The sequence below is a fragment of the Marinobacter sp. genome (genome assembly GCF_965229985.1).
Lineage (GTDB): Bacteria > Pseudomonadota > Gammaproteobacteria > Pseudomonadales > Oleiphilaceae > Marinobacter.
The window spans coordinates 1,536,725-1,563,345 of record NZ_OZ245935.1 but is presented as its reverse complement, the minus strand read 5'-3'; the positions used below and the strand labels follow the sequence as shown (position 1 = coordinate 1,563,345).

Annotated in this window: 21 protein-coding genes; 5 read left to right on the top strand and 16 right to left on the bottom strand. The window is 57.9% G+C overall.

All coding sequences use genetic code 11. The annotated features are described in order from the left end of the window. Positions 1–157 precede the first annotated feature (157 nt). Positions 158–1,957, top strand: coding sequence for an acyl-CoA dehydrogenase C-terminal domain-containing protein (locus tag ACO06L_RS07095; protein ID WP_421845482.1), 1,800 nt, complete (start codon positions 158–160; stop codon positions 1,955–1,957). Positions 1,958–2,168: 211 nt separating this feature from the next. Then, entirely contained in the window at positions 2,169–3,959 is a 1,791-nt protein-coding gene (locus ACO06L_RS07090) for an acyl-CoA dehydrogenase C-terminal domain-containing protein (protein WP_202346994.1), read from the top strand. A gap of 88 nt (positions 3,960–4,047) precedes the next feature. Here ACO06L_RS07090 and ACO06L_RS07085 read toward each other — a convergent pair whose 3' ends face one another. From ACO06L_RS07085 to leuS, 5 genes are all read right to left on the bottom strand, one after another. Then, complete coding sequence (locus tag ACO06L_RS07085; protein WP_064228664.1) at positions 4,048–4,683, bottom strand: endonuclease; 636 nt, start codon at positions 4,681–4,683, stop codon at positions 4,048–4,050. A 197-nt stretch (positions 4,684–4,880) separates the two neighbouring features. After that, the gene (locus ACO06L_RS07080; protein ID WP_064228665.1) at positions 4,881–5,144 is read right to left on the bottom strand and encodes a hypothetical protein; all 264 of its coding nucleotides are present in this window, start codon (positions 5,142–5,144) and stop codon (positions 4,881–4,883) included. Between the two features lie 111 nt (positions 5,145–5,255). Continuing rightward, the gene (gene holA / locus ACO06L_RS07075) at positions 5,256–6,263 is read right to left on the bottom strand and encodes a DNA polymerase III subunit delta (RefSeq protein WP_064228666.1); all 1,008 of its coding nucleotides are present in this window, start codon (positions 6,261–6,263) and stop codon (positions 5,256–5,258) included. Next, the gene (gene lptE, locus ACO06L_RS07070) at positions 6,260–6,847 is read right to left on the bottom strand and encodes an LPS assembly lipoprotein LptE (RefSeq protein WP_202346993.1); all 588 of its coding nucleotides are present in this window, start codon (positions 6,845–6,847) and stop codon (positions 6,260–6,262) included. The genes holA and lptE overlap by 4 nt, the downstream gene beginning before the upstream one ends. A 1-nt stretch (position 6,848) precedes the next feature. Beyond that, a complete protein-coding gene (gene leuS / locus ACO06L_RS07065; protein WP_202347025.1) occupies positions 6,849–9,434 on the bottom strand; it encodes a leucine--tRNA ligase in 2,586 nt (861 codons plus the stop codon). Positions 9,435–9,882: 448 nt separating this feature from the next. Here leuS and ACO06L_RS07060 point away from each other — a divergent pair, with 448 nt between their 5' ends. Further along, positions 9,883–10,431: a zinc ribbon-containing protein gene (locus tag ACO06L_RS07060; RefSeq protein WP_064228668.1), complete on the top strand. Its 549-nt coding sequence runs from the start codon at positions 9,883–9,885 to the stop codon at positions 10,429–10,431. Here ACO06L_RS07060 and lnt read toward each other — a convergent pair. The 5 genes from lnt to miaB all read right to left on the bottom strand — a co-directional run bounded on the left by lnt (position 10,400) and on the right by miaB (position 16,069). Next, entirely contained in the window at positions 10,400–11,962 is a 1,563-nt protein-coding gene (gene lnt, locus ACO06L_RS07055) for an apolipoprotein N-acyltransferase (protein WP_064228669.1), read from the bottom strand. The genes ACO06L_RS07060 and lnt overlap by 32 nt on opposite strands. Beyond that, positions 11,952–12,797: an HlyC/CorC family transporter gene (locus ACO06L_RS07050; protein WP_064228670.1), complete on the bottom strand. Its 846-nt coding sequence runs from the start codon at positions 12,795–12,797 to the stop codon at positions 11,952–11,954. Before ACO06L_RS07050 ends, lnt begins: the two co-directional genes overlap by 11 nt. After that, positions 12,794–13,267: an rRNA maturation RNase YbeY gene (gene ybeY, locus ACO06L_RS07045; protein WP_064228671.1), complete on the bottom strand. Its 474-nt coding sequence runs from the start codon at positions 13,265–13,267 to the stop codon at positions 12,794–12,796. Before ybeY ends, ACO06L_RS07050 begins: the two co-directional genes overlap by 4 nt. Next, positions 13,264–14,247 (bottom strand): PhoH family protein, encoded by a 984-nt coding sequence (locus ACO06L_RS07040; protein WP_064228672.1) that lies wholly within the window; start codon positions 14,245–14,247, stop codon positions 13,264–13,266. Before ACO06L_RS07040 ends, ybeY begins: the two co-directional genes overlap by 4 nt. 475 nt (positions 14,248–14,722) lie before the next feature. Further along, on the bottom strand, positions 14,723–16,069 hold the full coding sequence (gene miaB / locus ACO06L_RS07035; protein WP_064228673.1) for a tRNA (N6-isopentenyl adenosine(37)-C2)-methylthiotransferase MiaB: 1,347 nt from the start codon (positions 16,067–16,069) through the stop codon (positions 14,723–14,725). Positions 16,070–16,255: 186 nt separating this feature from the next. Here miaB and trmH point away from each other — a divergent pair, with 186 nt between their 5' ends. Beyond that, positions 16,256–17,038, top strand: coding sequence for a tRNA (guanosine(18)-2'-O)-methyltransferase TrmH (gene trmH, locus ACO06L_RS07030; RefSeq protein WP_202346992.1), 783 nt, complete (start codon positions 16,256–16,258; stop codon positions 17,036–17,038). Here trmH and ACO06L_RS07025 read toward each other — a convergent pair. From ACO06L_RS07025 to ACO06L_RS07010, 4 genes are all read right to left on the bottom strand, one after another. Beyond that, positions 16,974–17,990 carry a nucleoid-associated protein gene (locus ACO06L_RS07025; protein WP_202346991.1) on the bottom strand — a complete coding sequence of 339 codons (1,017 nt, stop codon included), beginning with the start codon at positions 17,988–17,990 and terminating at the stop codon, positions 16,974–16,976. The genes trmH and ACO06L_RS07025 overlap by 65 nt on opposite strands. 405 nt (positions 17,991–18,395) lie before the next feature. Next, positions 18,396–20,054 (bottom strand): sulfate adenylyltransferase subunit CysN, encoded by a 1,659-nt coding sequence (cysN, locus tag ACO06L_RS07020; RefSeq protein WP_202346990.1) that lies wholly within the window; start codon positions 20,052–20,054, stop codon positions 18,396–18,398. A gap of 1 nt (position 20,055) precedes the next feature. Next, positions 20,056–20,964, bottom strand: coding sequence for a sulfate adenylyltransferase subunit CysD (cysD, locus tag ACO06L_RS07015; RefSeq protein WP_202346989.1), 909 nt, complete (start codon positions 20,962–20,964; stop codon positions 20,056–20,058). Positions 20,965–21,123: 159 nt separating this feature from the next. Next, positions 21,124–21,534: a PilZ domain-containing protein gene (locus ACO06L_RS07010; RefSeq protein WP_202346988.1), complete on the bottom strand. Its 411-nt coding sequence runs from the start codon at positions 21,532–21,534 to the stop codon at positions 21,124–21,126. 304 nt (positions 21,535–21,838) lie between these two features. Here ACO06L_RS07010 and rimO point away from each other — a divergent pair, with 304 nt between their 5' ends. Next, entirely contained in the window at positions 21,839–23,185 is a 1,347-nt protein-coding gene (gene rimO / locus ACO06L_RS07005) for a 30S ribosomal protein S12 methylthiotransferase RimO (protein ID WP_202346987.1), read from the top strand. Positions 23,186–23,690: 505 nt separating this feature from the next. Here the strand turns inward: rimO and gatB are convergent. Further along, complete coding sequence (gatB, locus tag ACO06L_RS07000; protein WP_202346986.1) at positions 23,691–25,142, bottom strand: Asp-tRNA(Asn)/Glu-tRNA(Gln) amidotransferase subunit GatB; 1,452 nt, start codon at positions 25,140–25,142, stop codon at positions 23,691–23,693. A gap of 21 nt (positions 25,143–25,163) precedes the next feature. Then, positions 25,164–26,621, bottom strand: coding sequence for an Asp-tRNA(Asn)/Glu-tRNA(Gln) amidotransferase subunit GatA (gatA, locus tag ACO06L_RS06995; RefSeq protein WP_202346985.1), 1,458 nt, complete (start codon positions 26,619–26,621; stop codon positions 25,164–25,166).

Sequence of the window (26,621 nt, the reverse complement as noted above, 5' to 3'; positions counted from 1 at the left end):
TTGCATCCGGCTATTGACAATTCTGTGCCTGTAAACGTATGTTTCAAACAAGTGTTTAATTAAGGCTGCAGCGCACTGCGTTGCGGTGTCTGAGCAAACCCAAGGCCAGAAGCTGTCAAACCTGATTCAGCTGAGACCGAGAACCGAGGTGGATTCCATGCCTGAGTACAAAGCGCCCCTGCGTGACATCAAATTCGTAATGACCGAGCTGCTGAACAGTGAGCAGCACTACGCCAACCTGGAAGGTGCCGAAGACGCTACTCCGGATATGGTGGATGCCATTATCGGGGAAGGTGCCAAGTTCTGTGAGCAGGTTCTGTCTCCGCTGAACCAGGTGGGTGACAAGGAAGGCTGTACCTGGAGCGAAGACGGTGTAAAGACACCGACTGGCTTCAAGGAAGCTTACCAGCAATATGTCGAGGGTGGCTGGCCGTCCATGACGGCCGATCCCAACTACGGTGGCCAGGGTCTGCCGCATTCCCTCGGTCTGGTCATGAGTGAGATGGTCGGTACCGCCAACTGGTCATTTGGTATGTACCCGGGCCTGAGCCACGGCGCAACCAACACCATTGAAGAGCATGGTACCGAAGAGCAGAAGCAGACTTATCTCACCAAGCTGATCAGCGGCGAGTGGACCGGCACTATGTGTCTGACCGAGCCGCATTGCGGTTCCGATCTTGGCACCCTGCGCACCAAGGCAGAGCCGAATGCCGATGGCACCTACGCCATCACCGGTACCAAGATCTTTATCTCTGCCGGTGAGCACGACATGGCCGAGAACATCGTCCACATCGTTCTGGCACGTCTGCCGGGCGCACCGGAAGGCACCAAGGGCATCTCCCTGTTCATCGTGCCCAAGTGCCTGCCGAACGAAGATGGCTCTGCTGGTGAGCGCAACGCCGTTTCCTGCGGTTCTATCGAGCACAAGATGGGTATCCACGGCAACGCCACTTGCGTTATGAACTTCGACGGCGCCAAGGGCTGGCTGATCGGGCCGGAGAATAAAGGCCTGAATTGCATGTTCACCTTCATGAACACCGCCCGTATCGGTACCGCGATCCAGGGGCTGGGTGCCGCCGAGCTGGGCTTCCAGGGTTCACTCGCCTACGCCAAAGAGCGTCTGGCCATGCGTTCACTGAGCGGTCCGAAGAATCCGGAAGGCATCGCCGATCCGATCATTGTTCACCCGGACGTTCGTCGCATGCTGCTGACACAGAAGGCGGTTGCCGAAGGCGCCCGTGCCCTGATTTACCTGACCGCGCAGCAGGCAGACGTTGTTCACAGCGGCAAGACCGAAGAAGAGCGCAAGGCGGCCGATGAGGCGCTGGGCTTCCTGACACCGATCGCCAAGGCGTTCCTGACCGAAATCGGTTACGAGGCAGCCAACCTGGGCATGCAGGTATTCGGTGGTCACGGCTTTATCTCCGAGTGGGGCATGGAGCAGAACGTTCGTGATGCCCGCATCGGCATGATCTACGAAGGCACCACCGGCATCCAGGCGCTGGATCTGCTGGGCCGCAAGGTTCTGATGACCCAGGGCGAATCCCTGAAGGGCTTCACCAAGCAGGTGCACCTGTTCTGCAAGGAAAACGCGGAAGACGAGCAGCTGAAGGAATTCATCGAGCCGCTGGCGGCCATGAACAAGGAATGGGGCGAGCTGACCACCAAGATTGGTATGTCTGCCATGAAGAACCGCGAAGAAGTGGGTGCGGCCTCCGTGGACTACCTGATGTACTCCGGTTACGCGGTATTCGCCTACCTGTGGGCCCGTATGGCCAAGGTTGCCCTGGACAAGATGGTTGAGGGCACTACCGAGGAAATGTTCTACAACGCCAAGATCCAGACCGCGCGCTTCTACTTCAAGCGTATGCTGCCCCGGGCCAAGGGACACGCTGAGAGCATGCTGGCTGGCGCTGACAGCCTGATGGACATGCCGGAGGAAGCCTTCGTCATCTAAGGCGCGGGCACCGAAGGACGGTTCCAGAGGACAGAAAGCCCGCGCTCCCCGGAGGCGGGCTTTTTTCATGAGTTGCGGTCCGCTTTTGGGGTAGAATAGGCGCCCATAAAAATAATCTTCAGCGGACACATAGCCCGAGCAGGTGTGACTGGCCGGAATGACGGCCCCATTGCCACCTGAACAGACTGACAGAATTTTTGGAGAGTTTTAGATGGCTGATTATCAGGCACCCCTACGTGACATGCGTTTTGTTCTGAATGAGGTTTTCGATGCCCCCGCGCTGTGGGCCTCACTGCCCAAAGTTGCCGAGTATGTGGACCCGGAAACGGCGGACGCGATTCTTGAAGAAGCCGGCAAGATCAGCAGTGGTGTACTTGCGCCTCTGAACCGTGAGGGTGACGAGCAGGGCTGCAAGTGGAACGACGGTGAGGTGACCTCGCCGGACGGCTTCAAGGAAGCCTACCAGACCATCGTTGAGGGCGGCTGGAACGGCCTCGGCGGCAACCCGGACTTCGGCGGTATGGGCATGCCCAAGACCCTGGTCGCCCAGTTCGAAGAAATGATGCAGGGTGCCAACATGGCCTTTGGCCTCGCTCCCATGCTCACGGCAGGTGCCTGTCTCGCCCTGGATGCCCACGGTAGTCAGGAACTGAAAGAAAAATACCTGCCCAACATGTATTCCGGCGTCTGGTCCGGGGCCATGGATCTGACCGAGCCCCATGCCGGCACCGATCTCGGTATTATCCGCACCAAGGCCGAGCCCAATGATGACGGCTCCTTCAACGTGACCGGCACCAAGATCTTCATCACTTGGGGCGAGCACGACATGGCGGAGAACATCATCCACCTGGTGCTGGCCAAGCTGCCGGACGCGCCCAATGGCCCGAAAGGCATTTCCCTGTTCCTCGTGCCCAAGTTCCTGGTAAATGAAGACGGTTCCCTGGGTGAGCGTAACAGCTTCAGCTGCGGCTCCATCGAGAAGAAGATGGGCATCAAGGGTTCCGCAACCTGTGTCATGAACTTTGATGGCGCCAAAGGCTGGCTGGTCGGCGAAGAGAACAAGGGCCTGGCGGCCATGTTCACCATGATGAACTACGAGCGTCTGGGCGTGGGTATCCAGGGCATTGGCGCTGCCGAGGCCTCCCTGCAAAGTGCCCGTGAGTACGCCCTGGACCGTATCCAGAGCCGCGCTCCAACCGGCGCTCAGCAGCCTGAAAAAGCAGCAGATCCAATTCTTGTGCATCCGGATGTGCGACGCATGCTGTTGACCATGAAAGGCTATGTGGAAGGTGGTCGTACTTTCTCAACCTACGTGGCCCAGTGGTTGGATATCGCCAAGTACGCAGAGGATGATGAACGCCGCAAGCACGCTGAGGGCATGGTGGCGTTGCTGACCCCGGTCGCCAAGGCATTCCTGACCGATCGCGGCCTGGATGCCTGTATCATGGGCCAGCAGGTCTTCGGTGGCCATGGTTTCATCCGCGAGTGGGGCCAGGAGCAACTGGTTCGTGACTGCCGCATTACCCAGATCTACGAAGGAACCAATGGTATCCAGGCACTGGACCTGATGGGACGGAAAGTGGTCGGCAGCCAGGGTAAGCTCTATGAGCTGTTTGCCCAGGACGTCGCAAACTTTCTCGAGGAGAACAGTGGTAACGAGCATCTGCGCCCGTTCCTTGAGCCACTTGCCGCAGCGGTCGAGCGGCTCGACGACGTGACCGAGCATGTGATCAAGCAGGCTGGCGATAACCCGAATGCCATTGGTGCAGCGTCTGTGGACTACCTCGATTTGTTCGGCCTGACCGCACTGGGATATATGTGGGCGAAGATCGTCAAAGCGGCTGCGCCCCAGGCGGATGCAGATACCTCCGGGTTCTACAGCGGAAAAATGAAGACAGCGCGATTCTACTTTGATCGCCTGTTGCCAAAGACCGTTTCATTGGCTGAAGGTATTCGTAGCGGTAGTGACTCCATGATGGCGCTGACTGCAGAGGAATTCTGATTCCGACAGTAATTAGCCACGTAAAAAAACAGGCCCTCGGGCCTGTTTTTTTGTGGTTAACGAATTATCAGCCTGATGCTTCAAAACCTTATAGTCGCTCCATTCGGTCCGGATTGGTAACGAAGGGGTTGTCGTTGCCCTGGATTTCGGCGATGCGCCGGTGCCGGGTGAGTTCGCCATCATCTGGCGGGTCCAGCCGGTTCCAACCCTTGAATACCGCGGATGAGCCAAGCCAGGGCAGGTCATAGGTGTCGACCATGTAGGCCACCGTGCGCGCCACATCACCCTTGACCCGCACCGGCGGCTCAAAGAACTGGGCGCTCTGGCGAATGCCGCATTCGTCTTTGCTGACCGATGAGCCCAGGTCCTCGTAGCGGGCGTTGCGCCGGCCCATCTCCGTCCGGCTGCGCACAGGTATCATGTTATGCATGTCAGACGCGATCTGACGATAGCGATTGTCCTGTTCGCATTCACGCGAGGTGCCACAGTCGAGTGCGCTTCGGACATCAGCCAGCGGGTATACGTAGCCGTCTGTCAGCACGAAACCTTTGCTTGTGAAAGCAGTGTTGCAGAAGAAGGAGTTGCCGCCACTGGCGTAGAGGTCGCCCCAGAAGTGATCGGAAACAACGGTCTCCGGATCGCTGAACCGGGTATTCTGGCCAATCACGAGGGTGGTGGTAAGTAACAGACAGAGTGCAGTGGGTATCAGTAAGAATTTTTTCATACGCCTTTTATACCTCGCAGTGTGCTCAAGCGTCCTGGTAATTCGGGCCCTATTGATCAGGGCTGGTCAGGATTTGATCAGGCGGGTCAAAACTATGACGCTTTGTTCACTGATACTGTGAAGTATGGCACAGAGGCTCCAAAGCGCGGAGCCTCTGTGGTAGAAATTTGTGGCGTAGTGTTAACGGGTTAACAGTTTTACTTCAGTTTGTTGCGAATGTTCTGGTAACCGGTTTTCAGGTCTTCACCAAGTTTTGATGCGGTCTGGCGAGCTTCCTGGGAGGCGTTCTCGGCATCGTGCAGCACTTCATCTATCTTGCTTTTGAAACGATCCCAGTCCTGTTCGAGATCCTCCCATTCGTCCTTAACGTCTTCACGGGCCAGATGCATCTGGACGCGTGCTTCATCCCGGTATTGTTTTACCTTTTCCGACAGCTTTTTGAGTTCTTCTTGAAGACTCATATCAAGCACCTCCTTGGATTGTTGGTGTGCTTACAATGCGCCCGATTGTAAAAAACTGTCAAGGGGCTGGGCCCGCCAAAAGAGTACAAAGGGAGCGGAGTTTGATGCAGATCAGGAACGGCCCGCGAGCAGGGCGGACATGTCCCGCAAATAATGCCAGGGCGACAGGGGATCGAAACCTTTCGCGGCCCGATCGATCTGGCTGCAAAGGGTGATAGCCTCATTCAGTTGGGAGCGGTTCAGTCGGCGTGCGGCCTGCTCCAGTGCCCGGGCCCGTTGGGGCTGGAACACTCCTCGCTTTTTCAGGAATGCCGCGGGATTCTCCGACTGACCGGCTGAGGACTTTAGCTCCAGCAAGAGATTCAGGTCGCGGCTAAGGACAGACAAAAGGCCCAGCGGGTTTTCTCCCTCCTGCTGCAGAACGGTGATCATCTTGCCGGCGTGAGGTGCCCGGCCGCTGATCAATTCCGTCACCAGTTCAAAGCCATTGAACCGGGAACTATCCTGGACCGCCTGTTCAACGGTTTCCTCATCGATGGTGTTGCCGTTTGCCAGCAGAGACAGCCTGTCAAGCTCCTGGCTGGCGGCGAGCAGATTGCCTTCCAGGCGTTCGCTCATGATGGCCAGGGCGCCCCTGGTCAGGCTGAGGCCGCGGTTGCTGGCCCTCTGCTGGAGCCAGCCCTGGAACTTGTCAGCATCAACGGGCCACACCGGTACGTGTACGCCTTTACCTTGAAGCTCCTTGTACCATTTGCGGCGGGTCTCCGCGGCGTCCAGGCGAGCGCTGATCAGCAGCAGGATGATATCTTCGGGGGGATCAGCCAGCACCCGTTCCAGAACTGCACGACCGTCGCCAAGCTTGCCAGTCGGCAGATGAATTTCAATACGCCGTCTCTCTGCGAACAGGGACATAGCACTGAACTCTTCGCCAACGGCATTCCAGTCCAGCTGATGGTCGGCGTGGAAGGTCAGGCGGTCATGAAAGCCTGCGTCTTTTGCGGCCTTTCGAACCTGATCACAGCATTCCTGCACTAACAGGGGTTCATCACCGGAAATGAGATAGACCGGCGAGAGGCCCTTTTTCAGAAGCTGGGATAACTGTCCCGGGTTGGTCTTCATGGCTGGCCTGTGGCTGGGGCGTCGGCTTCCTGTTTACGCTGGTATTCTGCCCGGATGGCGTCGATTCTCTGCGGGGTCAAAGGTGCCAGCCGGAATATCACCTGCTGTGCAAGGCGATCGTCCATTTGCTGGCGCAGGGTCTCCTCTTCCCGCTGTCTTGCCAGAACGTTCGTTTCGTCGTACCGGTAACTTTCGCTGGTGGTCAGGCGTGTTGCGGCTACCATGGGAACCCGGTCTGCGCTGATCACCTCAAGGTCAACGGAGTGACGCAGGGTGTATTCTGCAGCCGCCGCCTGGGCCGTGATGGCACTTGCGCGACGGTCCCGCTCGAAGTTCTTCAACCGTAGAATGTAGTCGGCGTCCGCAACCGGCGCGAGGCTGACGTTGCCAAGGCTGAGCTGTTCCCGTAATGACCGGCAAAGGGTTTCGGGCACCTGTGATGAGCAATTCACGGCCAGCGGCTCAAGGGCTGAAGAAACCGGTGGCGCACCCCGCAACTGGAATCCGCATCCTGCAAGCAGCACCGCCATCACAGCAATCAGCATCAGGTTTGCCAGGGATTTCAGAGCGGAGTGCCGGAACATATCAGTTAGCCACCACGTTCACCAGTTTGCCAGGCACCACGATAACCTTGCGTACCGTTGCGCCCTCGGTAAAACGCATAACGTTCTCGTTCTCCAGCGCCAGTTTTTCCAGGTCCGCCTTGCTGATATCGGCAGGCACATCTTCCTTGGCTCGTACCTTGCCATTCACCTGCAGTACTACCTGGATCTGGCTGCGAACCATGGCGGCTTCATCGGCTTTTGGCCAGGCAGCATCAACAACTGGCTCCTCGTGCCCGAGCGCCTGCCAGAGGGTATGGCAGATGTGCGGAACGATCGGCGACAGTACAAGCACCGCGGTGTCCAGGGCTTCCTGGCGGACCGCCCGGGTCTGTGGTTCGTCACCCTGCAACTTACCAACATCGTTGAGCAGCTCCATCACGGCCGCAATGGCAGTGTTGAAGGTCAGCCGACGGCTGATGTCGTCACTGACTTTTGCAATGGTCTCGTGAGTCTTGCGCCGCAGGTTTTTCTGGTCATCGTTCAGGTCGGCAGCGTTCACAGCCGGCGCATCACCAGCCGCGGCGTGCTCGTTCACCAGGCGCCAGACCCGTTTCAGGAAACGGTGGGCACCTTCGACACCGCTGTCAGACCACTCCAGGGACTGTTCCGGGGGCGCAGCAAACATCATGAACAGGCGAACAGTGTCGGCGCCGTGCTCGTCAATAATGGCCTGGGGATCGATACCATTGTTCTTGGACTTGGACATCTTGGTGACGCCGCCGGATACCACCGGCTCGCCATCTTCCTTATGCACCGCCCGAACAGGCTGGCCCTTTTCGTCACGCTCTACGGTCACGTCGGCGGGCGAGATCCATACTTTGCCGCCCTTGCCATCTTCGCGGTAGTAGGTCTCCGCCAGGACCATGCCCTGGCAAAGCAGCCGGTTGAATGGCTCGGAACTGGTTACCAGGCCCACGTCCCGCAGCAGCTTGTGGAAGAAGCGGGCGTACAGCAGGTGCAGAATCGCGTGCTCTATGCCGCCAATATATTGATCCACCGGCAGCCAGTAGTTGGCGGCGGACGGGTCCAGCATACCCTGATCGTAATTGGGGCTGCAGAACCGGGCGTAGTACCAGGAAGACTCCATGAACGTATCAAAGGTGTCGGTTTCCAGAGTCGCCGGCTGGCCGTTAAATTCGGTCTTGCACCACTCGGGGTCGGCCTTGATCGGGGACTGGACACCGTCCATTTCCACATCTTCTGGCAGGCGAACCGGCAGCTTGTCATCGGGCACCGGCATCTCGGTGCCGTCTTCCAGTGTCATCATCGGGATCGGCGCGCCCCAGTAACGCTGGCGGGATACGCCCCAGTCGCGCAGGCGATAGTTCACAGTGCGCTTGCCGATTTTGTGTTCTTCCAGGTAGCTTGCGATTTCGTCGAAGGCTTCTTCGCTGGTCAGGCCACTGTATTTGCCCGAGGACACCAGCGTGCCTTTCTCGGTAAACGCCTCTTCCTGAACATCAATTTCACGGCCATCGCGGGCGGCAATAACCTGCTTGATGGGCAGCTTGTACTTGCGGGCAAATTCATGGTCCCGCTCGTCATGGCCCGGAACCGCCATCAGGGCGCCGGTACCGTAATCAGTCAGAACAAAGTTGGCGACCCAAATCGGAATCTCTTCCTGAGTCAGCGGATGGACAGCCTTGAAACCGGTGTCGATGCCGCGCTTCTCCATGGTTGCCAGCTCGGCCTCCGCGGTCTTGCTGTTACGGCACTCCTCGACAAACTCAGCCACATCGCGATGACGCTCCGCCGCCTCTTTGGCCAGAGGATGCTCTGCGGCTACGGCCATGTAGCTCACGCCCATCAGGGTGTCGGGGCGTGTGGTGTAAACGGTCAGGCCACTGTCACGGTCTTTAAGCGGGAAGGTCAGCTCGGTACCTTCCGACTTGCCGATCCAGTTGCGCTGCATGGTCTTGACCTGCTCGGGCCAGTCTTCCAGCTCATCCAGATCGTTCAACAGTTCTTCGGCGTAATCGGTAATGCGGATAAACCACTGGGGAATCTTCTTCTGTTCCACCAATGCCCCGGAACGCCAGCCCCGGCCGTCAACAACCTGCTCGTTGGCCAGAACCGTCTGGTCCACCGGGTCCCAGTTCACCGTGGACATCTTCTTGTACACCAGGCCCTTCTCATACAGGCGGGCAAAGAACCACTGCTCCCAGCGGTAGTAGTCCGGCTTGCAGGTCGCCAGCTCCCGGTCCCAGTCGTACCCGAAACCCAGCTGCTTGAGCTGGTTCTTCATGTATTCGATATTGGCGTAGGTCCACTTGGCCGGAGCAGTCTTGTTGGCAATGGCGGCGTTCTCAGCGGGCAGGCCGAAAGCATCCCAGCCCATGGGCTGCATTACGTTCTTGCCCTGCATACGCTGGTAGCGGGAAATCACATCGCCGATGGTGTAGTTACGGACATGCCCCATGTGTAGCTTGCCGCTGGGGTAGGGGAACATGGACAGGCAGTAGTACTTGGGTTTGCCCGGTTCTTCCTTAACCGTGAAGGTCTTGTTCTCTTCCCAGAAATTACGGGCATTCTGTTCTACGTCACGGGGATTGTATTGCTCGTCCATTCCTGCCATTACCGAAATTACCTTGTGTGGAAAAATAAAAGCCTGTGTCAAAATCACGTCCGGAGCGGGCCGAACATTCTAACGCACACTAGCCTTTACAGGTAGTCTGCCAATTTTCTGTTCTTGTGCCAGACTTATAGCTATGGGGAAGGTTCTGGCGGGTATGGCTCCCCGGGACACGCCGTGAATACGTCCGTGTAGGCTTGATCGCAGCATCCCTGCTGCTCACAGTCCCGGGGAGCCACACCCGCCAGAACCCCAAACAAAGTAAGTGGATCCAACAGGCGTGTTCCCGAGGTTTGGGAGACGTGGTGGGGGCGTTCTTGCCGGGACTGTCTGCAGCATGGATGCTGCAGTCAAGCGTACAGGGATGTATTTACAGCGCGTCCCGGCAAGAACGCCCCCAGCGCGGCTCTTGCACCCAGATTTGCGGTATCAAGGAGTCAATATGACACAACCAGAAAGAAGTCATCTCTCAGGCAAGGCACTGGAAGTTTACGACCGTATGCTGGAGCGGGTGAAAGCGCGTCTCCACGACCTGGAGGAAACGTCGCTCCAGACCCTTGAGGAAGAAGTGCAGAAGGCGGTCGAGTTTGAGTATGAGCTCGAGGAAATGACCCGCGAAGAAGCAGACCTTCTGGGTGCCTATCTTCAGCGGGATCTTGAACATCTTCTGCATTTTGTCGAGGAGACCGGCGAAGGCCTGAGTGAATGGTTGCAGCTTGATATCGCGCTGTTGGAGCACCAGTTGGCTGACAGTTTGTTATCGGTTGCTGATAAAACCGTCGTCGACTTCCTCGAGCTCAAACAGAAACTGGAAAACAAGGAAGTGGGCCAGTATATCTCGGGCGAGGTGGCCACCGCTGGTATGTTCCAGTGCCTCAACTGCGGGCACATGCGGTGTCTGACAGCCACCAGCCACCTGGAACCCTGTGAAGCCTGCGGCTCCCACTACTACGAGCGGGTTACGAGCCGCTGGCCGAAACAGGAGGAATGATCCGCTCCCGGACAAACACGATCAAAATAACTGCGAGGGTCAGGACTGGCCAGGAGCCTGTCTGCATGTAGGGCGTGCTGCCAGTGGCGGTGAACACCTCGCCGGTCAGGGTGGCGCGCTCGAACTGGGGGATGGTTTCGGTCAGCTCGCCCCGATTATTGATGATCGCCGTTACGCCATTGTTGGTGCCACGAAGCATGTAACGGCCGGTCTCCAACGCCCGCATTCTGGCGATCTGCAAGTGCTGCAGCGGGCCAATGGAATCGCCGAACCAGCCGTCGTTGCTGATAGTGAGCAGCAAGCCCGCGCCCCGGGCGTTGAAGGCCACGAAATCCGGGTAGGCGACCTCGTAGCAGATGAAGGGCATCACATTGACGCCATTGGCCTTGAGCGGATCCTGCCACTCCGGCCCCCGGCTGAAATCACTCATGGGCAAATCGAAGAAACCTATCAGTCCCCGCAACACACTTTGAAGTGGCACGTACTCCCCGAATGGCACCAGCTTTTGCTTGTGGTAGATGCCCTCGCCGTTGCCGATGGCCATGATGCTATTGTGAAACGTGAAATCTTCAATTCGGTCGCTGAATCCGTACCAGGGTATGCCGGTAATCAGGGTGCTGTTGTCACCCAGTTCTGTACTGATGTGGTCGATGATTTTACCGGCCTGATCCTGGGGGATGGGAATAGCGGTTTCCGGCCAGAGAATCAGATCCGTGTCCCAATGGTCTTCGGTCATGCTCAGATAGGTGACGATCTGGTCCTTCAGGAACTCCGGGTCCCATTTGATCTGCTGGGGAATATTGCCCTGCATGGCGGCAAAGGTTGTAGCGTCTTCGCTCAAATCTGTCCAGTCGAGGCGGTTCATGGCCGGGGCAACCAGCCAGGGAATCAGGGCAACAACGAGGGTAACGCCCGCAGCAACCGGTTTTAGGTGTTTCAGCAGCCACCAGCCGCCGTACAATGCGGCACCGGTGGCAGCAATCCAGAACGTGATGCCATGGACGCCGGTCAGAGGTGCCAGCCCGGCGAGCGGGCCGTCAGTGTGTGCGGTGCCCAGATACAGCCAGGGAAAGCCGGTGAGCAGCCAGCCCCGCAGCCAGTCGCCAAGAATCCAGATGGCCGGAAACAGGATCAGGCGCCGGGCAGGGCTGTCCTTGGCCAGTTTGCCCCAGAACCAGAAGGCCAGACCATGGAACAGCGCGAGGCCCGCCACGAACAGAACCGTCAACAGGATGGCGACGGGAATTGCCGTGTTGCCATGTTCGCTGATGCTGATGTAGACCCAGCTGGCGCCGCTCCCAAACAGCCCCAGGCCAGTAAGCCAGCCAGCCCGGAAAAGTTTCTCCGGTGCCAGTGGTACGGTAACCAGGAGGATCAGCAGGACCGAGACCGGGCCCAGCCACCAGAGGTTGAACGGAGAAAAGGTCAGGGTTTGCAGGGCGCCGGCAACCACAAGGGCGGCCGCGCCCAACCAGGCGTTGGAGGAAAGCGGGGTTTTCAGCGCTCTGGTGTTTGTGGCGTCACTGGTCACTTCGGGTTACCTGCAGCAGACGGATTACGCGGTTATCGGCGTTGGCAATGGTAAAGCGCAAGCCGCCGAATTCAACCGATTCGCCCCGTCTGGGCAGGTGTCCGAATTCCTTGAGAACCACGCCACCAATGGTATCGAATTCCTCTTCGTCCATTTCGGTTTCGAAGAACTCGTTGAAATCATCAATGGGCGTCACCGCTTTCACGGCGTAGCTGCCATCGCCCCGGGCCTTGATGTGGGTTTCTTCATCAAAATCGTGCTCGTCTTCGATTTCGCCGACAATCTGTTCAAGCACGTCTTCAATGGTGATCAGCCCGGCAGTGCCGCCGTACTCGTCCACCACAATGGCCATATGGTTGCGGTTTTCCTTGAACTCCTTGAGCAGCTGGTTCAGACGCTTGCTCTCGGGCACAAAGGTGGGCGGGCGCAGAATTTCCCGGATACGGTTCCAGTTCAGATCATTGTTCAGGGCCAGGGGAAGCAGATCCTTGGCCAGAAGAACGCCAATCACGTCGTCCTGGCTGTCCCCGATGACCGGGAAACGGCTGTGTGCGGAATCCATGATTTCGCCCAGAAACTCTTTGGGCTCCTGGGATGCCTTGACGGTGACCATCTGCGAACGGGGGATCATAATCTCATCGACCCGCATGTCGATCACCTGCATGGCACCTTCGATGATGCTCATGGCATCAACATCGATGATGTTCTGGGACTCGGCGTCCCGCAGGATTTCCAGCACGTCCTCGACGGACTCAGGCCCGCTGGAGAAGGCCTGTGATATACGTTCCAGCCAGGACTTGCCGCCCTGACTGCGACTCGACTGATCGTCGCTCATGAGTCTTGTTCCGTTTCCTCTGCTTCGTAGGGATTGCCAAATCCAAGCTGCGCAAGCAGCCGGATTTCGAGGGCTTCCATGACCTCGGCATCATCGTCTTCAATATGATCAAAACCCTGGAGATGCAACATACCGTGCACCACCATGTGAGCCCAATGGGCGTCCAGGGTTTTGTCCTGTTCCCTGGCCTCTGTCTCGACAACCGGCGCACAAATCACCAGATCTCCGGCCAATGGCACCGTTATACCGGCTGGCGCCTCAAATGGGAAGGACAACACGTTGGTCGGATAGTCCCGCCCCCGGTACTGATGATTCAAGGCCTGACTTTCTTCAGTTCCAACAATACGGACCGTCACCTCGGACGGATCCTCACCCTGCCAGGCCAGTTGCGCCCATTGTTGAACCTGCGACTCCGAAGGTATACCCGGCGCTTCAAAAACCTGTTGAAAATCCACAGTCAACTTGCTCACTGGCCAGTCGCACTCCCGTCATCAAAGGAATCGTAGGCTTCGACAATGCGCTGTACCAGCGGGTGACGTACCACATCTTTCGCTTCGAACCGGGTAAACCCGATGCCCGGCACCTTGCTCAGAACACTTGCGGCATGAATCAGCCCGGAATTCTGGCCGCGGGGCAGGTCTACCTGTGTAGTGTCGCCGGTAATAACGGCGGTAGAGCCAAAGCCGATCCGGGTCAGGAACATCTTCATCTGCTCCCGGGTGGTGTTCTGGCTTTCATCCAGAATGATGAACGAGTTGTTCAGCGTACGGCCCCGCATGAACGCCAGCGGCGCAATCTCGATCACGCTTTTCTCGATAAGCCGTGTGACATGGTCAAACCCCAGCATTTCATACAGCGCGTCGTACAGCGGGCGAAGGTACGGATCCACCTTCTGGGCCAGATCGCCGGGAAGGAAACCAAGCTTCTCGCCGGCCTCGACCGCTGGCCGAACCAGCAAAATCCGCTTCACCTGCTCGTCTTTCAGGGCCTCAACCGCGCAGGCCACCGCTAGCCAGGTCTTGCCGGTACCCGCCGGCCCGATCCCGAAGTTGATATCGTGGGTGCGGATATTGTGAACATACTTCTGCTGGTTCGCGCCCCGAGGCTTAGCCTGCAGCTTCGGCGTCTTGATAACCGTCACAGCGCCATCGTAGGGCACGTCCTCCGGCAGGCGCTCAAAGCCGGTTTCCCGGATAAAAAGATGCACAGTATCCGGCGGAATATCATCCGTGGCCTCGGTTTCCCGATACAGATGCCGGATAACCTCAACGGCCGCCGCCACATGCTCGGTTTCCCCTTCCACCCGAAAATGATGACCCCGCCTGCCGACTTTTACATGCAGGCGCTTTTCAATCATCTTCAGGTTTTCATCAAACTGGCCACAAAGCGTCGCCAGCCGACGCTGGTCCACCGGGTGCAGGTCAAATTGTCTGTGATCGTTGGCGTTCAAAAGTGCTCCGTTTTGGTTTGGGAGAACGAGTATCTGATGTTGGCGAAACGGGCGAGGGCCGGAAGGTGTTTCCAAAAAGCGCCCGTGAATACGTCCCTGTAGGGCTCGGTCGCGCCATCCCTGGCGCTCCACGTTTTTGGAAACACCTTCCGGCCCTCGCCCTGATCAATCTATGTGCAGGTCCGAATGTGAAAAAACAAGTAGTCTGGCTTCGCCCGAGGCGTAATCCGTAAAATTTCTTGGTTACAGGCACATTATTGGATTGCGACCCCGTCTAACCCTGCCCACGCATACGAAGCTTGCACCAGGCAGACGGCTGTGCAGCCGCCGGAGAGTGGTGGGGCTCCCCTCCCAAAAATGTCGGCGGCCAAGGATGGCCGACGCCAAGCGCACATGGATGTGCTCGTAGCGGTTTTTGGGAGGGGAGCCCCATCACTCGCCCCACTCCAAGTCTCAGACGAATACGAAACCAGGCCTAAAACAACTCCGAGCTCACAGGCACCCCGCGAAGAGAATTGGGATAGGCCTCCACAATATCGACATCAATAAAGTGCCCAACAACCTCCGGATTCTCATGCCGGAAATTCACGATCCGGTTGTTCTCGGTACGCCCCGCGTACTCGCCGGGGTCCTTCTTGGACAGACCAGTCACCAGAATCCGCTGGGTGCTGCCAACCATCTTGCGGCTGATATCCATCACATTCTGATTCAGGCGATCCTGCAGGATGCTCAGACGCTGCTTCTTGACGTCCATCGGCGTCTCGTCCGGCAGGTCCGACGCGGGTGTGCCCGGCCGGGCGCTATAGACGAAGCTGAAGGACATGTCGAAGCCGATGTCATTGATCAGCTTCATGGTGTCCTCGAAGTCCTTCTCGGTTTCGCCCGGGAAGCCGATGATGAAGTCCGATGAAAAACTGATATCCGGGCGAATCTTTCGAAGGCGCCGGAGCTTGGATTTGTACTCCAAGGCCGTGTGGCCACGCTTCATGGCGGCCAGGATACGGTCGGAGCCGCTCTGGACCGGCAAGTGCAGGTGGCTGACCAGCTCTGGAACACGCTCATAAACGTCGATGAGGGCGTCCGAGAACTCTACCGGGTGGGACGTGGTGTAACGGATGCGATCGATGCCGTCGATGGTGGCGATCAGTTCAATCAGTTCCGCCAGGTCCATGGTGTCGCCGTCGTGGGTTTCGCCCCGATAGGCGTTCACGTTCTGGCCCAGCAGGTTCACTTCCCGAACACCCTGGCTGGCCAGATGGGCAACCTCGGCGATTACGTCGTCGGCCGGGCGGCTAACTTCTTCCCCGCGTGTGTAGGGCACCACGCAGAAAGTGCAGTACTTGCTGCAGCCTTCCATGATCGAAACAAACGCGGAAGGGCCGTCTGCGCCGGGCTCGGGCAGGTTGTCGAATTTCTCGATTTCCGGGAAGCTGACGTCCACCACGCCAACACCGTTACCCTTCGCCCGCACTTCGGTAATCATGTCCGGCAGGCGATGCAGGGTTTGTGGGCCAAAGACCATATCCACGTAGGGTGCGCGGTCAATGATGGCCTGGCCTTCCTGGGAAGCCACGCAGCCGCCGACGCCGATGATCATTTCGGGCTTTTTGCTCTTCAGCTTTTTCCAGCGGCCAAGCTGGTGAAACACCTTCTCCTGGGCTTTTTCCCGGATGGAGCAGGTGTTCAGCAACAGGATGTCGGCGTCATCGGGTGAATCGGTCATTTCGACGGTTTCACCGGTTTTGAGCAGGTCTGCCATGCGGGCAGAATCGTACTCGTTCATCTGACAGCCGTGGGTTTTGATGTACAGCTTTTTGGCCATGGGTCTCACGTAATCTGGTGGATGGTGCGCCGGGAACTGGATGGTTGAAACGGGGCGCCAGCAAAAAGGAACTGCGTATTATAACGGGGTGCTTAAACTTCAACCACCTTTGTCTCGGCTAGTTGCTAGTCCGCTTGTGGTATTATTTTTGATTCTTTAAATCGACAATCAAGCCCGAACACGATCATGACCCCCGAACGCCTCGCCCGAATCAAACAAACCCTCAACACCCGGCAACCGGATCTGAGCGTCCTCACCGACCAGGTGCACAAACCCCGGAATCTGTCCGCCATCATCCGCTCCTGCGACGCATTTGGCCTTGCCAACATGCACGTGGTCTGGCCGAAGGAAGGCTTCCGGGCGTTTCGAAAAACCGCCGGTGGCAGCTACAACTGGGTCACCACCCACACTCACCGCAGCATGGACGAAGCGATTGAAAGTCTGAAAGGGCAGGGCCACAAGCTATACGCCGCGCAGCTTTCCGACCGGGCGATTGATTTCAGAGAGGCGGACTACACGGTGCCCTGTACTGTGATTATGGGTAACGAGGTGGATGGCGTTAGCGCCGATGCCGCGGCCCAGGCCGACGAACATATTGTGATCCCGATGATGGGGATGGTGGAGTCGCTCAACGTCTCGTCCGCCTGCGCCATTATTCTGTCCGAAGCCCAGAGACAAAGAAAACTGGCCGGTATGTTCGACAAGCGCCGGTTGCCGGACGACGAATACAACCGTCTACTGTTCCGCTGGTGCCAGCCCACGGTCAAACGCTACTGCGACGACCGCAACCTGCCTTACCCGCCCATCGATCCCGAAACCGGCGAATTGATCGACGGCGTGGGCTGGATGCAGGAGGTCCGCAAACTGCGGGCCAATCGCCGCAGACGGGACGACCCGGCAAATATTACTCCTCGCGAGCCTCAAGATACCGCTGAAGCTGCTCCCGCAAAGCCTTGGGAAGCCGGGTAATCGTCAACGCGTCTTTGTCACGGTCATAGTAAACCGCCTGATTCACCAGGTCGGATGAAAACGACACGCTCATGCCACCCCCGGAGCCGGCAATACGCACCAGCTTCTTCACCTTGCGATGGTCCGGGTGCAGCACTCCGCTTTCAGGCAGTTCGGCGGTTTTCGAGGCAAACTCCTTGAACCGCTGCGGCTCACTCTCGTCCAGATAGCCAGACAGCGCCTCAATTTCCACTGGCTCGCCCAGGGCATGCTGCTCCTTGCAGAACTCATAAGCCTTGTTGCGAACCTCGCCGGCTTTTTCGGGTTCCGAGGATTTCGCGAAGGCCTCCACGGCATCCAGAAAGGTCATGGTTTCCTTTTCCACATCCACCTGATTGGTAAACCCGCACAAACGAATAAACAGTTCTCCTGGCTCCCCGGTGCCACGGCCGTGGACCAGTGTCAGGTAGTTTTCCGCCGGGTTGTTACCTCGCCAGTCTTCCAGCTCGATGCGAACGGCCAGGTTCAAACGGGAAAGGCTGAGGACGTCTGTCGCATCCAGTGACTGGTTGCCATCGAAACGCATGGCACTGTCGGTTTCCAGAATAAACAGGTAAACAACCTCGGCGTCCGCCAGGGCATCGTGGACGACCATCAGATGGCCATCAAATTCTTCCTGGCTGCCGGTCAACAGCTCCTGCCATTGCCCAAACAGGCGGTCGGTCATGGCGCCGAAGGTTTGCTTGTCTTCCAGGTAGTCCTTCAACCAGGCGCTGAACGGGCACTCGCCCAGATCCTCAGAAAACCGGCCATACTTCTTACCAGGCTTGCTGTTGAACAGCCGCTTCATCTGCTTGTGCAGCCCCTCGTAATCGCCACCGGGCTCCTGCAGGGCCTCGCCGGTCACTAGGCGGGCAGGCTGGCCCGGCTGGTACTGGCTGGCGAAGGCAGTGCGGAGGTGTTTGATGGCCATTTTGGCTCCTGTTCGTTGTTTCGGTTAACTCAGAGAGGCGGGATTCTGCCACGATTTGGTGGCGGATTCATTGGTAGCCTGAAGGTTTGCGGGAGGGCCGCAGGGCAGGTCATTCTTTTTCTTACGAAAAAACAACTCGCTTCGCTCAAACATCTTTTTTCTAGAGAAAAAGAATAACCTACCCCACGTCCACGGGCCTTTCAGTGTTCCGCCAAAAAAGAACGGGTGGTTTACCGTGCTTTGGTTTTGGGAATTAACACCAAGGTATGTCGGCGACGGGGTGGGGGTATCTTTTTCTGCCGGGAAAAGATGTCTGAGCGAAGCGAGTTGCTTTTCACAAAGAAAAAGATACCCCCACCCCGGCGCCAGCCACCGAAGTAGGGATATCTCCAGTCAGTTCAAAGCTTAGACCCGCTTGCTGCGAATCAACTCCTGCACAAGTTTGCTAACAGCCTCAGGAATCTCCTGTTCGCTGTCTGCAGTTGCCCCCGCGTTGGCTACGTCAGTGCCGAGGTTAACGGCAATGGCAACCAATCCATGGGAGGTCAGAAGCTGGGCCACGCGGCGGCGTTCGTCAGCATCGCCGGCGTTTTCTTCGGTGACCACCACGGCCGTTTTGCCCTGGTCGAACAGCGCACGCTCAACGGCGAGGGCCAGTGCCGGCGCCTGTTTGCCATTGCAGGCAATGATCGCCGGCTTCTGGGCCAGGCGGCGTTCGCGTTCTTCTACCGAGACCGGATCGAGGGATTCGCCGGAATCAGCCAGGCCCGCAACCATCCCTGCGCCGATGGTGACGTTGGACAGCCGGTCGATCACGATGAAGCTGCCGGTGGCATGGTTTCGCTGGTAGGCGTCGAAGGCGATCGGCTGGTTCAGCGTCAGCTCACACAGACCAATTTCGTTCAGCTGGAGCTGGCTCGGGTTGGCCTGCTGTTCCAGGGTGTTTACGTCGGTCTGGTGGTGAATCTTTTTCACCGCGCCGGAGGTAAAGGTTGGTCCCAGCTTGATATCGTAAAGACGGCCGGTTTCCAGTGGCGCATCGGTCATCCAGACGATGTTGGCGTTGAAGCGGTTGCCCACTTCCGGCTCGTCCTCGACTTTTACCAGCATATCGCCGCGACTGATGTCGATTTCGTCGGTCAGGGTGAGGGTGACCGCCTGATCGATATAGGCCTCTTCCAGATTACCGTCGAAAGTTACAACTTCTTTGACTGTACTGGTGCGACGTGAGGGCAGGGCCATGACCTGTTCGCCCGGGCGGATCACGCCGGAGGCGATGGTGCCGCAGAAGCCGCGGAAATTGAGGTTCGGGCGGGTAACGTACTGAACCGGGAAGCGGAAATGCTCCAGATTCTTGTCCCGGCCTACTTCTACCGTTTCCAGAATTTCCATCAGGGGCTGGCCGGTGAACCAGGGCGTGTTCTCGCTCTTGTTCACCACGTTGTCGCCTTCAAGGGCGGACAGCGGCACGAAGCGGATATCCTTCAGGCCGAGCTTGGCGGCAAACGCCAGGTAATCGTCTTTGATTTCGTTGAAGCGCTCTTCGCTGAAATCCACCAGATCCATCTTGTTCACCGCCACCACAATATGGCGGATACCAAGCAGGGAAGCGATGTAGGAATGCCGACGGGTCTGGGTCAGCACGCCGTGGCGGGCATCGATCATCAGGATCGCAACCTGCGCTGTGGAGGCGCCGGTGGCCATGTTACGGGTGTACTGTTCGTGGCCCGGGGTGTCGGCAATGATGAACTTGCGCTTGTCGGTGGAGAAGTATCGGTAGGCCACATCGATTGTGATGCCCTGTTCCCGCTCGGCCTGCAGGCCGTCCACCAGAAGGGCGAGATCAAGTTTCTCGCCGGTGGTGCCCATCTTGGCACTGTCGGTTTTCAGGCTGGCCATATGATCTTCGTAGATCATCTTGGTGTCATGGAGCAGGCGGCCGATCAGGGTGCTCTTGCCGTCGTCCACGCTGCCACAGGTGAGCAGGCGCAGGAGCTCCTTGTTCTCGTGCTGTTTCAGGTAGGCCTGAATATCTTCTGCAATCAGATCAGACTGGTGTGACATCTTAGAAATACCCTTCCCGCTTTTTCTGTTCCATGGAGCCGGCTGAATCGTGGTCAATTACCCGACCCTGGCGCTCGGAGCTCTTGGCCAGCAACATCTCCTGGATAATGTCCGGAAGCGTGTTGGCTTCGGATTCGATGGCGCCCGTCAGCGGGTAGCAGCCCAGTGTTCGGAAGCGGACCGATTTCATCATCGGTTTCTCGCCTTCCTTCAATGGCATGCGGTCGTCGTCCACCATGATCAGGGTGCCATCGCGCTCAACTACCGGGCGTTCGGCGGCATAGTAGAGCGGAACGATGTCGATGTTCTCACGGTAGATGTATTGCCAGATATCCAGTTCCGTCCAGTTGGACAGCGGAAATACCCGGATACTCTCGCCCTTGTTGATCTTGCCGTTGTAGATGTTCCACAGCTCCGGCCGCTGGTTCTTGGGGTCCCAGCGATGGTATTCATCCCGGAACGAATACACGCGTTCCTTGGCCCGGGATTTTTCCTCGTCGCGGCGGGCACCGCCGAAGGCTGCGTCGAACTTGTACTTGTCCAGCGCCTGTTTCAGGGCCTGGGTTTTCATGACATCAGTATGCTTCGCGCTACCGTGAGTAAACGGCCCGATTCCTTGGTCCACGCCTTCCTGGTTGGTGTGCACGATCAGGTCGAGGCCAAACTTCTCAGCGACGTTGTCCCGGAACTTGATCATGTCCCGGAATTTCCAGGTGGTATCAATGTGCATCAACGGGAAGGGTGGTTTGCCCGGGTAGAAGGCCTTCAGGGCCAGATGGAGCATTACCGCGGAATCCTTGCCGATGGAGTACAGCATTACCGGATTGTCGAACTCGGCTGCCACTTCCCGGATGATGTGGATGCTTTCCGCTTCCAGCTGTTTCAGGTGCGTGAGGTTGTATGTGGTCATGATAATCCGTTGCCGCCGTGCGGGCCGTTTGGCTATGCGAATGAATACGGCAACTATACCAGAGGGGGTAAGGGCATAAGAAGACGGCCAACTAGACATTGGCGTTATAACAATATAGCAGTGGCGGGCTCTGGGCTTAAGGGAACCGTGGCTGGAAGCTCAGGCCGGATTGCGGGAGTCGGCCAACAACTTGGCGACGTAGCGGTCGACGTAATCGAAGCCGTTGCCTTCAAACTCTGCGAACTGGATGCCGAGCTGAAATTCATCCCGTGCGATACGTCGCATGTGGACAATATTGCCATCGGCAATAATAGAGACTGGCTGTGTGGCAACCACCGGTACGGCGAACCGCGTCTTCACGGCAATCCAGTTGCCGGGAGCCGGCGCCTTTTGCTCGGGGATGAGCTGCTTCACCGTTTCCTGGTTACAGGAAATCATCACGCCGGTGCGGGAGAGATTGGACACCGAACAGGTCAGGCAGCAGCCGTCCGGTTTCTCAATAGTAATGTCGGTGGCTACGTCCACCCGCTGTTGGTTGCGCAAATTCAGTTTGGCGGCGACAGGTTTCATGTTGACTCTTCTGGCGTGTCTGGTTGCAAATGAGGCTGCCTTTCCCATAAATCTCTTCCAGAAAAACACTTAAACGCATGAAAGTGTAGTTGTTTACTTTGTGATCAGCAAGAAGCCTGCCGTCTATAGTGGCAGATTTGTTAAATCTTTCTGAACAAGACGTCACAAATTTTGACGTCTGTCAGATTATTCCTATGGATTTGCTGGTCGGACTTTTGCTGCAGCCGGTCCCGTAGCTGGTGTAAAATACCGCCCTTCATTCATTTGTGGGCTCGCGCAGAGCTCCGGGAATTCCAAACCTTTTATGACAGATAACACCCAGAACCCCGTCGCTTCCGGTAACGGCAAAGTCGGTTTCATCAGCCTCGGCTGCCCCAAGGCTCTCGTAGACTCCGAACGCATCCTCACTCAACTGAGGCTGGACGGTTACGATGTCGTGCCCACCTATAACGACGCTGATATCGTTGTAGTGAACACCTGCGGCTTTATCGATGCCGCCAAACAGGAATCCCTGGATGCCATCGGCGAGGCCATCAGCGAAAACGGCAAGGTGATTGTCACCGGGTGTATGGGTGTGGAAGCCGACAAGATTCGCGACACTCACCCCGGTGTATTGGCCGTTTCCGGCCCCCACGCCTACGAAGAGGTGGTCGGCGCAGTTCATCAGTTTGTTCCCCAGAAGAAACAACACGACCCCTTTACCGATCTGGTTCCGCCCCAGGGCATCAAACTGACCCCGAGGCATTATGCGTACCTTAAAATCTCCGAGGGCTGCAACCACCGCTGCACCTTCTGCATCATCCCCTCCATGCGCGGCGACCTGGTCAGCCGGCCCATCGGCGATGTGATGGATGAGGCCCAGCGCCTGGTGGACGCAGGTGTGAAAGAGCTGTTGGTGATCTCCCAGGACACCTCGGCCTACGGCGTTGACACCAAGTACCGCACCGGCTTCTGGCAAGGGCGTCCGTTAAAGACCAAAATGCAGTCCCTCTGCGAAGCCCTCGGTGAAATGGGCGTGTGGGTGCGCCTGCACTACGTTTACCCGTATCCCCACGTGGATGACATCATTCCCCTCATGGCCGAAGGCAAGATCCTTCCGTACCTGGATATCCCGTTCCAGCACGCCAGCCCGAAAGTCCTCAAGGCCATGAAACGCCCGGCCCACGACAGCAAAACCCTGGAACGCATCCGCAAGTGGCGGGAAATCTGCCCCGAGCTCACCATCCGCTCCACCTTCATCGTCGGCTTCCCTGGTGAAACCGAGGAAGACTTCCAGTACCTGCTGGACTGGCTCGACGAGGCTCAACTGGATCGTGTTGGCGCGTTCAAATACAGCCCGGTCGAAGGCGCCAAAGCCAACGAACTGGAGGGTGCGGTTCCGGAGGAAGTAAAAGAAGAGCGCCTGGCCCGGTTCATGGAAAAACAGGCAGAGATCTCCGCTGCCCGCCTTCAGGCCAAAATCGGCCAGACGATCGACGTGCTGATTGATGAGGTCGATGAGGAAGGCGCCATTGGTCGCTCAAAGGCCGATGCGCCAGAAATCGACGGCATGGTTTACCTCAACGATGAGACCGACCTTGTGCCAGGCGAAATCGTTCAGGCGGTTGTTGAGCATGCCGATGAGCACGATCTTTGGGCTCGGCTTCTTTGATCGGCTTGGGCACCTAGCCTTCTGAATGTGGGGGTGGGCCTCGGCGGGGTGTGCCTCCCAAAAACCGCTACGAGCACATCCATGTGCGCTTGGCGTCGGCCATCCTTGGCCGCCGACATTTTTGGGAGGCACACCCCGCCAAGGCCTCAGAACTATCGGGGATAGGCAGCAAGCTTGTCCACTGAGCGCAGCCCAATTCAACAAAGCGTCAGACCAGTAGGTCGGATTAGGCGTAGCCGTAATCCGACAAAGGAGTCGGCCGTTCAAAGATGTCGGATTACGCTTCGCTAATCCGACCTACGGTGTGTTCTTGCCGGCGTTTCCTGCGGGGTATCACGCCGTGGCAGGTCACTTCTCCCGAAAATGTCTGTGGCCATGGATGGCCACAGCCAAGCGCACATGGATGTGCTCGTAGCGGTTTTCGGGAGAAGTGACCTGCCAGGGCTGCCCCCCGAACCAAACAGGCTAGGGCCGAAGCCAGAAACCACGACCCAAGCCAAAGGGGTCACCCCCCAAGCTTGCGAACAAGAATCTCATTGAACAGCTTCGGGTTCCCTTGACCCTTCGAGGCCTTCATCAGCGGCCCCATAAAGCCACCAAGCATCTTCTTGCGCTTCTTGGGGTCTTCTTCGTTCTGGTATTGCGCCACCTGATCCGGCATACCTGCCAGAACCTCATCCACCATGGCTTCCAGAGCACCTGTGTCAGACACCTGCTTCAGACCCTTGGCATCGATGATGGCGTCAACGCTGTCGTTCTCACCGGACCATAGCGCCTCGAAGACTTTCTTGGCGCCGGCGGATGAGATCGTGTTGTCGGCAATCCGTACCACCAGATCGCCCAGCTGAGCGCCGCTGATGGGCGAGTCGGCAACCGATTTCTCTTCCGCATTCAGGCGCGCAGAGAATTCGCCCTGGATCCAGTTGGCGACCAGTTTTGCGTCTTTGCCCTGGCTGGCAGCTTCCTCAAAGAAAGTGGCCAGTTTCGAGTCGCCGCTTAGCAGGCCGGCGTCGTAGTCATTCAGACCGTACTGCTCCATAAAGCGGGCTTTGCGAGCGTCCGGCAGTTCCGGAAGGCTGTTGCGAGCTTCCTCAATAAAGGAATCATCGATTTCCACCGGCAGCAGGTCCGGGCAGGGGAAGTAGCGGTAGTCGTTGGCTTCTTCCTTGGTGCGCATGGAGCGGGATTCGTCACGGTCGCCGTTATACAGGCGGGTTTCCTGCACTATGCTGCCGCCGTCTTCCAGAACGTCCATTTGCCGCTCGACTTCGTGGGCGATAGCCTGCTCCATGAACCGGAACGAGTTCAGGTTCTTGGTTTCGGTACGTGTGCCCAGAGTGTCGGACCCCTTCGGTTTCAACGAAATATTCACGTCGAAACGCATGGAGCCCTGGGACATGTCGCCGTCGCAGATGCCCAGGGATGTCACGATGCCGTGCAGCTTTTTCGCAAATGCTACGGCTTCTTCCGCGTTGTTCATGTCCGGTTCCGTGACCACCTCGATCAGCGGTGTGCCGGCCCGGTTCAGGTCGACGCCAGTCATGCCATGGAAATCCTCATGCAGGGATTTTCCGGCATCCTCTTCCAGGTGGGCGTGGTGAATGCGAACGCGCTTGGTCCCACCGTTCGGCAGATCAATATCCACGTAACCGGGACCGACAATCGGCCGCTCCAGCTGAGTGGTCTGGTAGCCCTTGGGCAGATCCGGGTAGAAATAGTTCTTCCGCTCGAAAACCGATCGGCGCTCGATCTCGGCGTTCACTGCCAGGCCGAACATGACCGCATAGCGGAACGCCTGCTCGTTTGGCACCGGCAGAGTGCCGGGCATGGCCAGGTCAACGGCATTGGCCTGGGTGTTGGGCTCGGCGCCGTAAGCGGTGCTGGAGCCGGAAAAAATCTTGGTCTTGGTGGCGAGCTGAACGTGAATTTCCAGCCCGATCACAACGTCCCACTGCATACTCGTTCTCCTGTCCCGGGCTTATTGCGGTTCACGCTGGTGCCAGTCGGTCACCTGCTGGAATTGATGGGCGGCGTTCAGCAAACGTGCCTCAGAAAAATAATCCCCGATGATCTGCAAACCCACCGGCAGACCGTCCACGAAACCAGCCGGTACCGACATGGCCGGAACGCCCGCCAGGTTGATGGCGATGGTAAACACGTCTTCCAGGTACATGGTCACAGGATCACTGGTCTTCTCGCCCTGAATGAAGGCAGGCGAGGGCGTGGTCGGGCTCATCAGCACGTCCACTTCCTTGAAGGCATTGATGAAATCCTGCTGGATCAGCCGGCGAACCTTCTGGGCCTTGAGGTAATAGGCATCAAAATAGCCGGCAGAGAGGGCGTAGGTGCCAACCAGAATCCGACGTTTCACCTCGGCACCAAAACCCTCCGCGCGGGAGCGGGTGTAAAGATCCAACAGATCCTTGGGATCCTCGCAGCGGTAGCCATAACGCACACCGTCAAACCGTGACAGGTTGGCGGAGGCTTCTGCCGGCGCAATCACGTAATAGGCCGCAATCGCCAGCTTCGCGTTGGGCAGCGACACCTCCTTAACGGTGGCGCCCAGCTTCTCGTATTCGGCTACCGCGTTGCGAACCTGCTGCTCCATCGCCGGGCTGAGCTGGTCGCTGAAGTACTCCTTCGGCAGGCCGATCTTCAGGCCCTTCAGTGGCTCGTTCAATGTGGCCGTGTAATCCGGCACCTCGCGGTCAATCGACGTTGAGTCCTTCGGATCAAAGCCTGCCATCACATTCAGCATCAGCGCATTGTCCTCTGCGCTCCGGGCAATAGTGCCGCCCTGGTCCAGGCTGGACGCAAAGGCAATCATCCCGTACCGGGACACCCGGCCATAAGTCGGCTTCAGCCCGGTAACACCACACAGTGCCGCTGGCTGACGGATCGAGCCGCCGGTATCCGTGGCGGTAGCCGCCGGGACCAGTCGAGCAGCAACCGCCGCAGCCGACCCGCCAGACGAACCGCCCGGCACTCGCTTGTTGCCCTCATTCAATCCCCAGGGGTTGGTCACTGCGCCAAAAAAACTGTTCTCGTTGGACGACCCCATGGCGAATTCGTCCATGTTGGTCTTGCCCAGGCACACCGCACCCGCCTGGCGGAAATTCGCCGTAACGGTGGCATCATAGGGCGGAACAAAGTTCTCCAGCATCTTCGAACCGCAAGTGGTCCGCACGCCGTTGGTACAGAAAATGTCCTTGTGCGCGAACGGAACCCCCGTCCAGGGCGTCGCATTCCCAGCCGCCCGCTGCTCATCCGCGACCCGGGCATCGGCCAGGGCCTGCTCTTCGGTCACGGTAATAAAGCTGTTGTACTTCGAATCTTCCCGCTTGATGCGGTCGAGGAACTCCTGGGTCAGCTCCACGCTGGAAACCTGGCCGCTCTCCAGCTCCCGGGAAAGCTCTGCTACGGATTTGTTATGCAT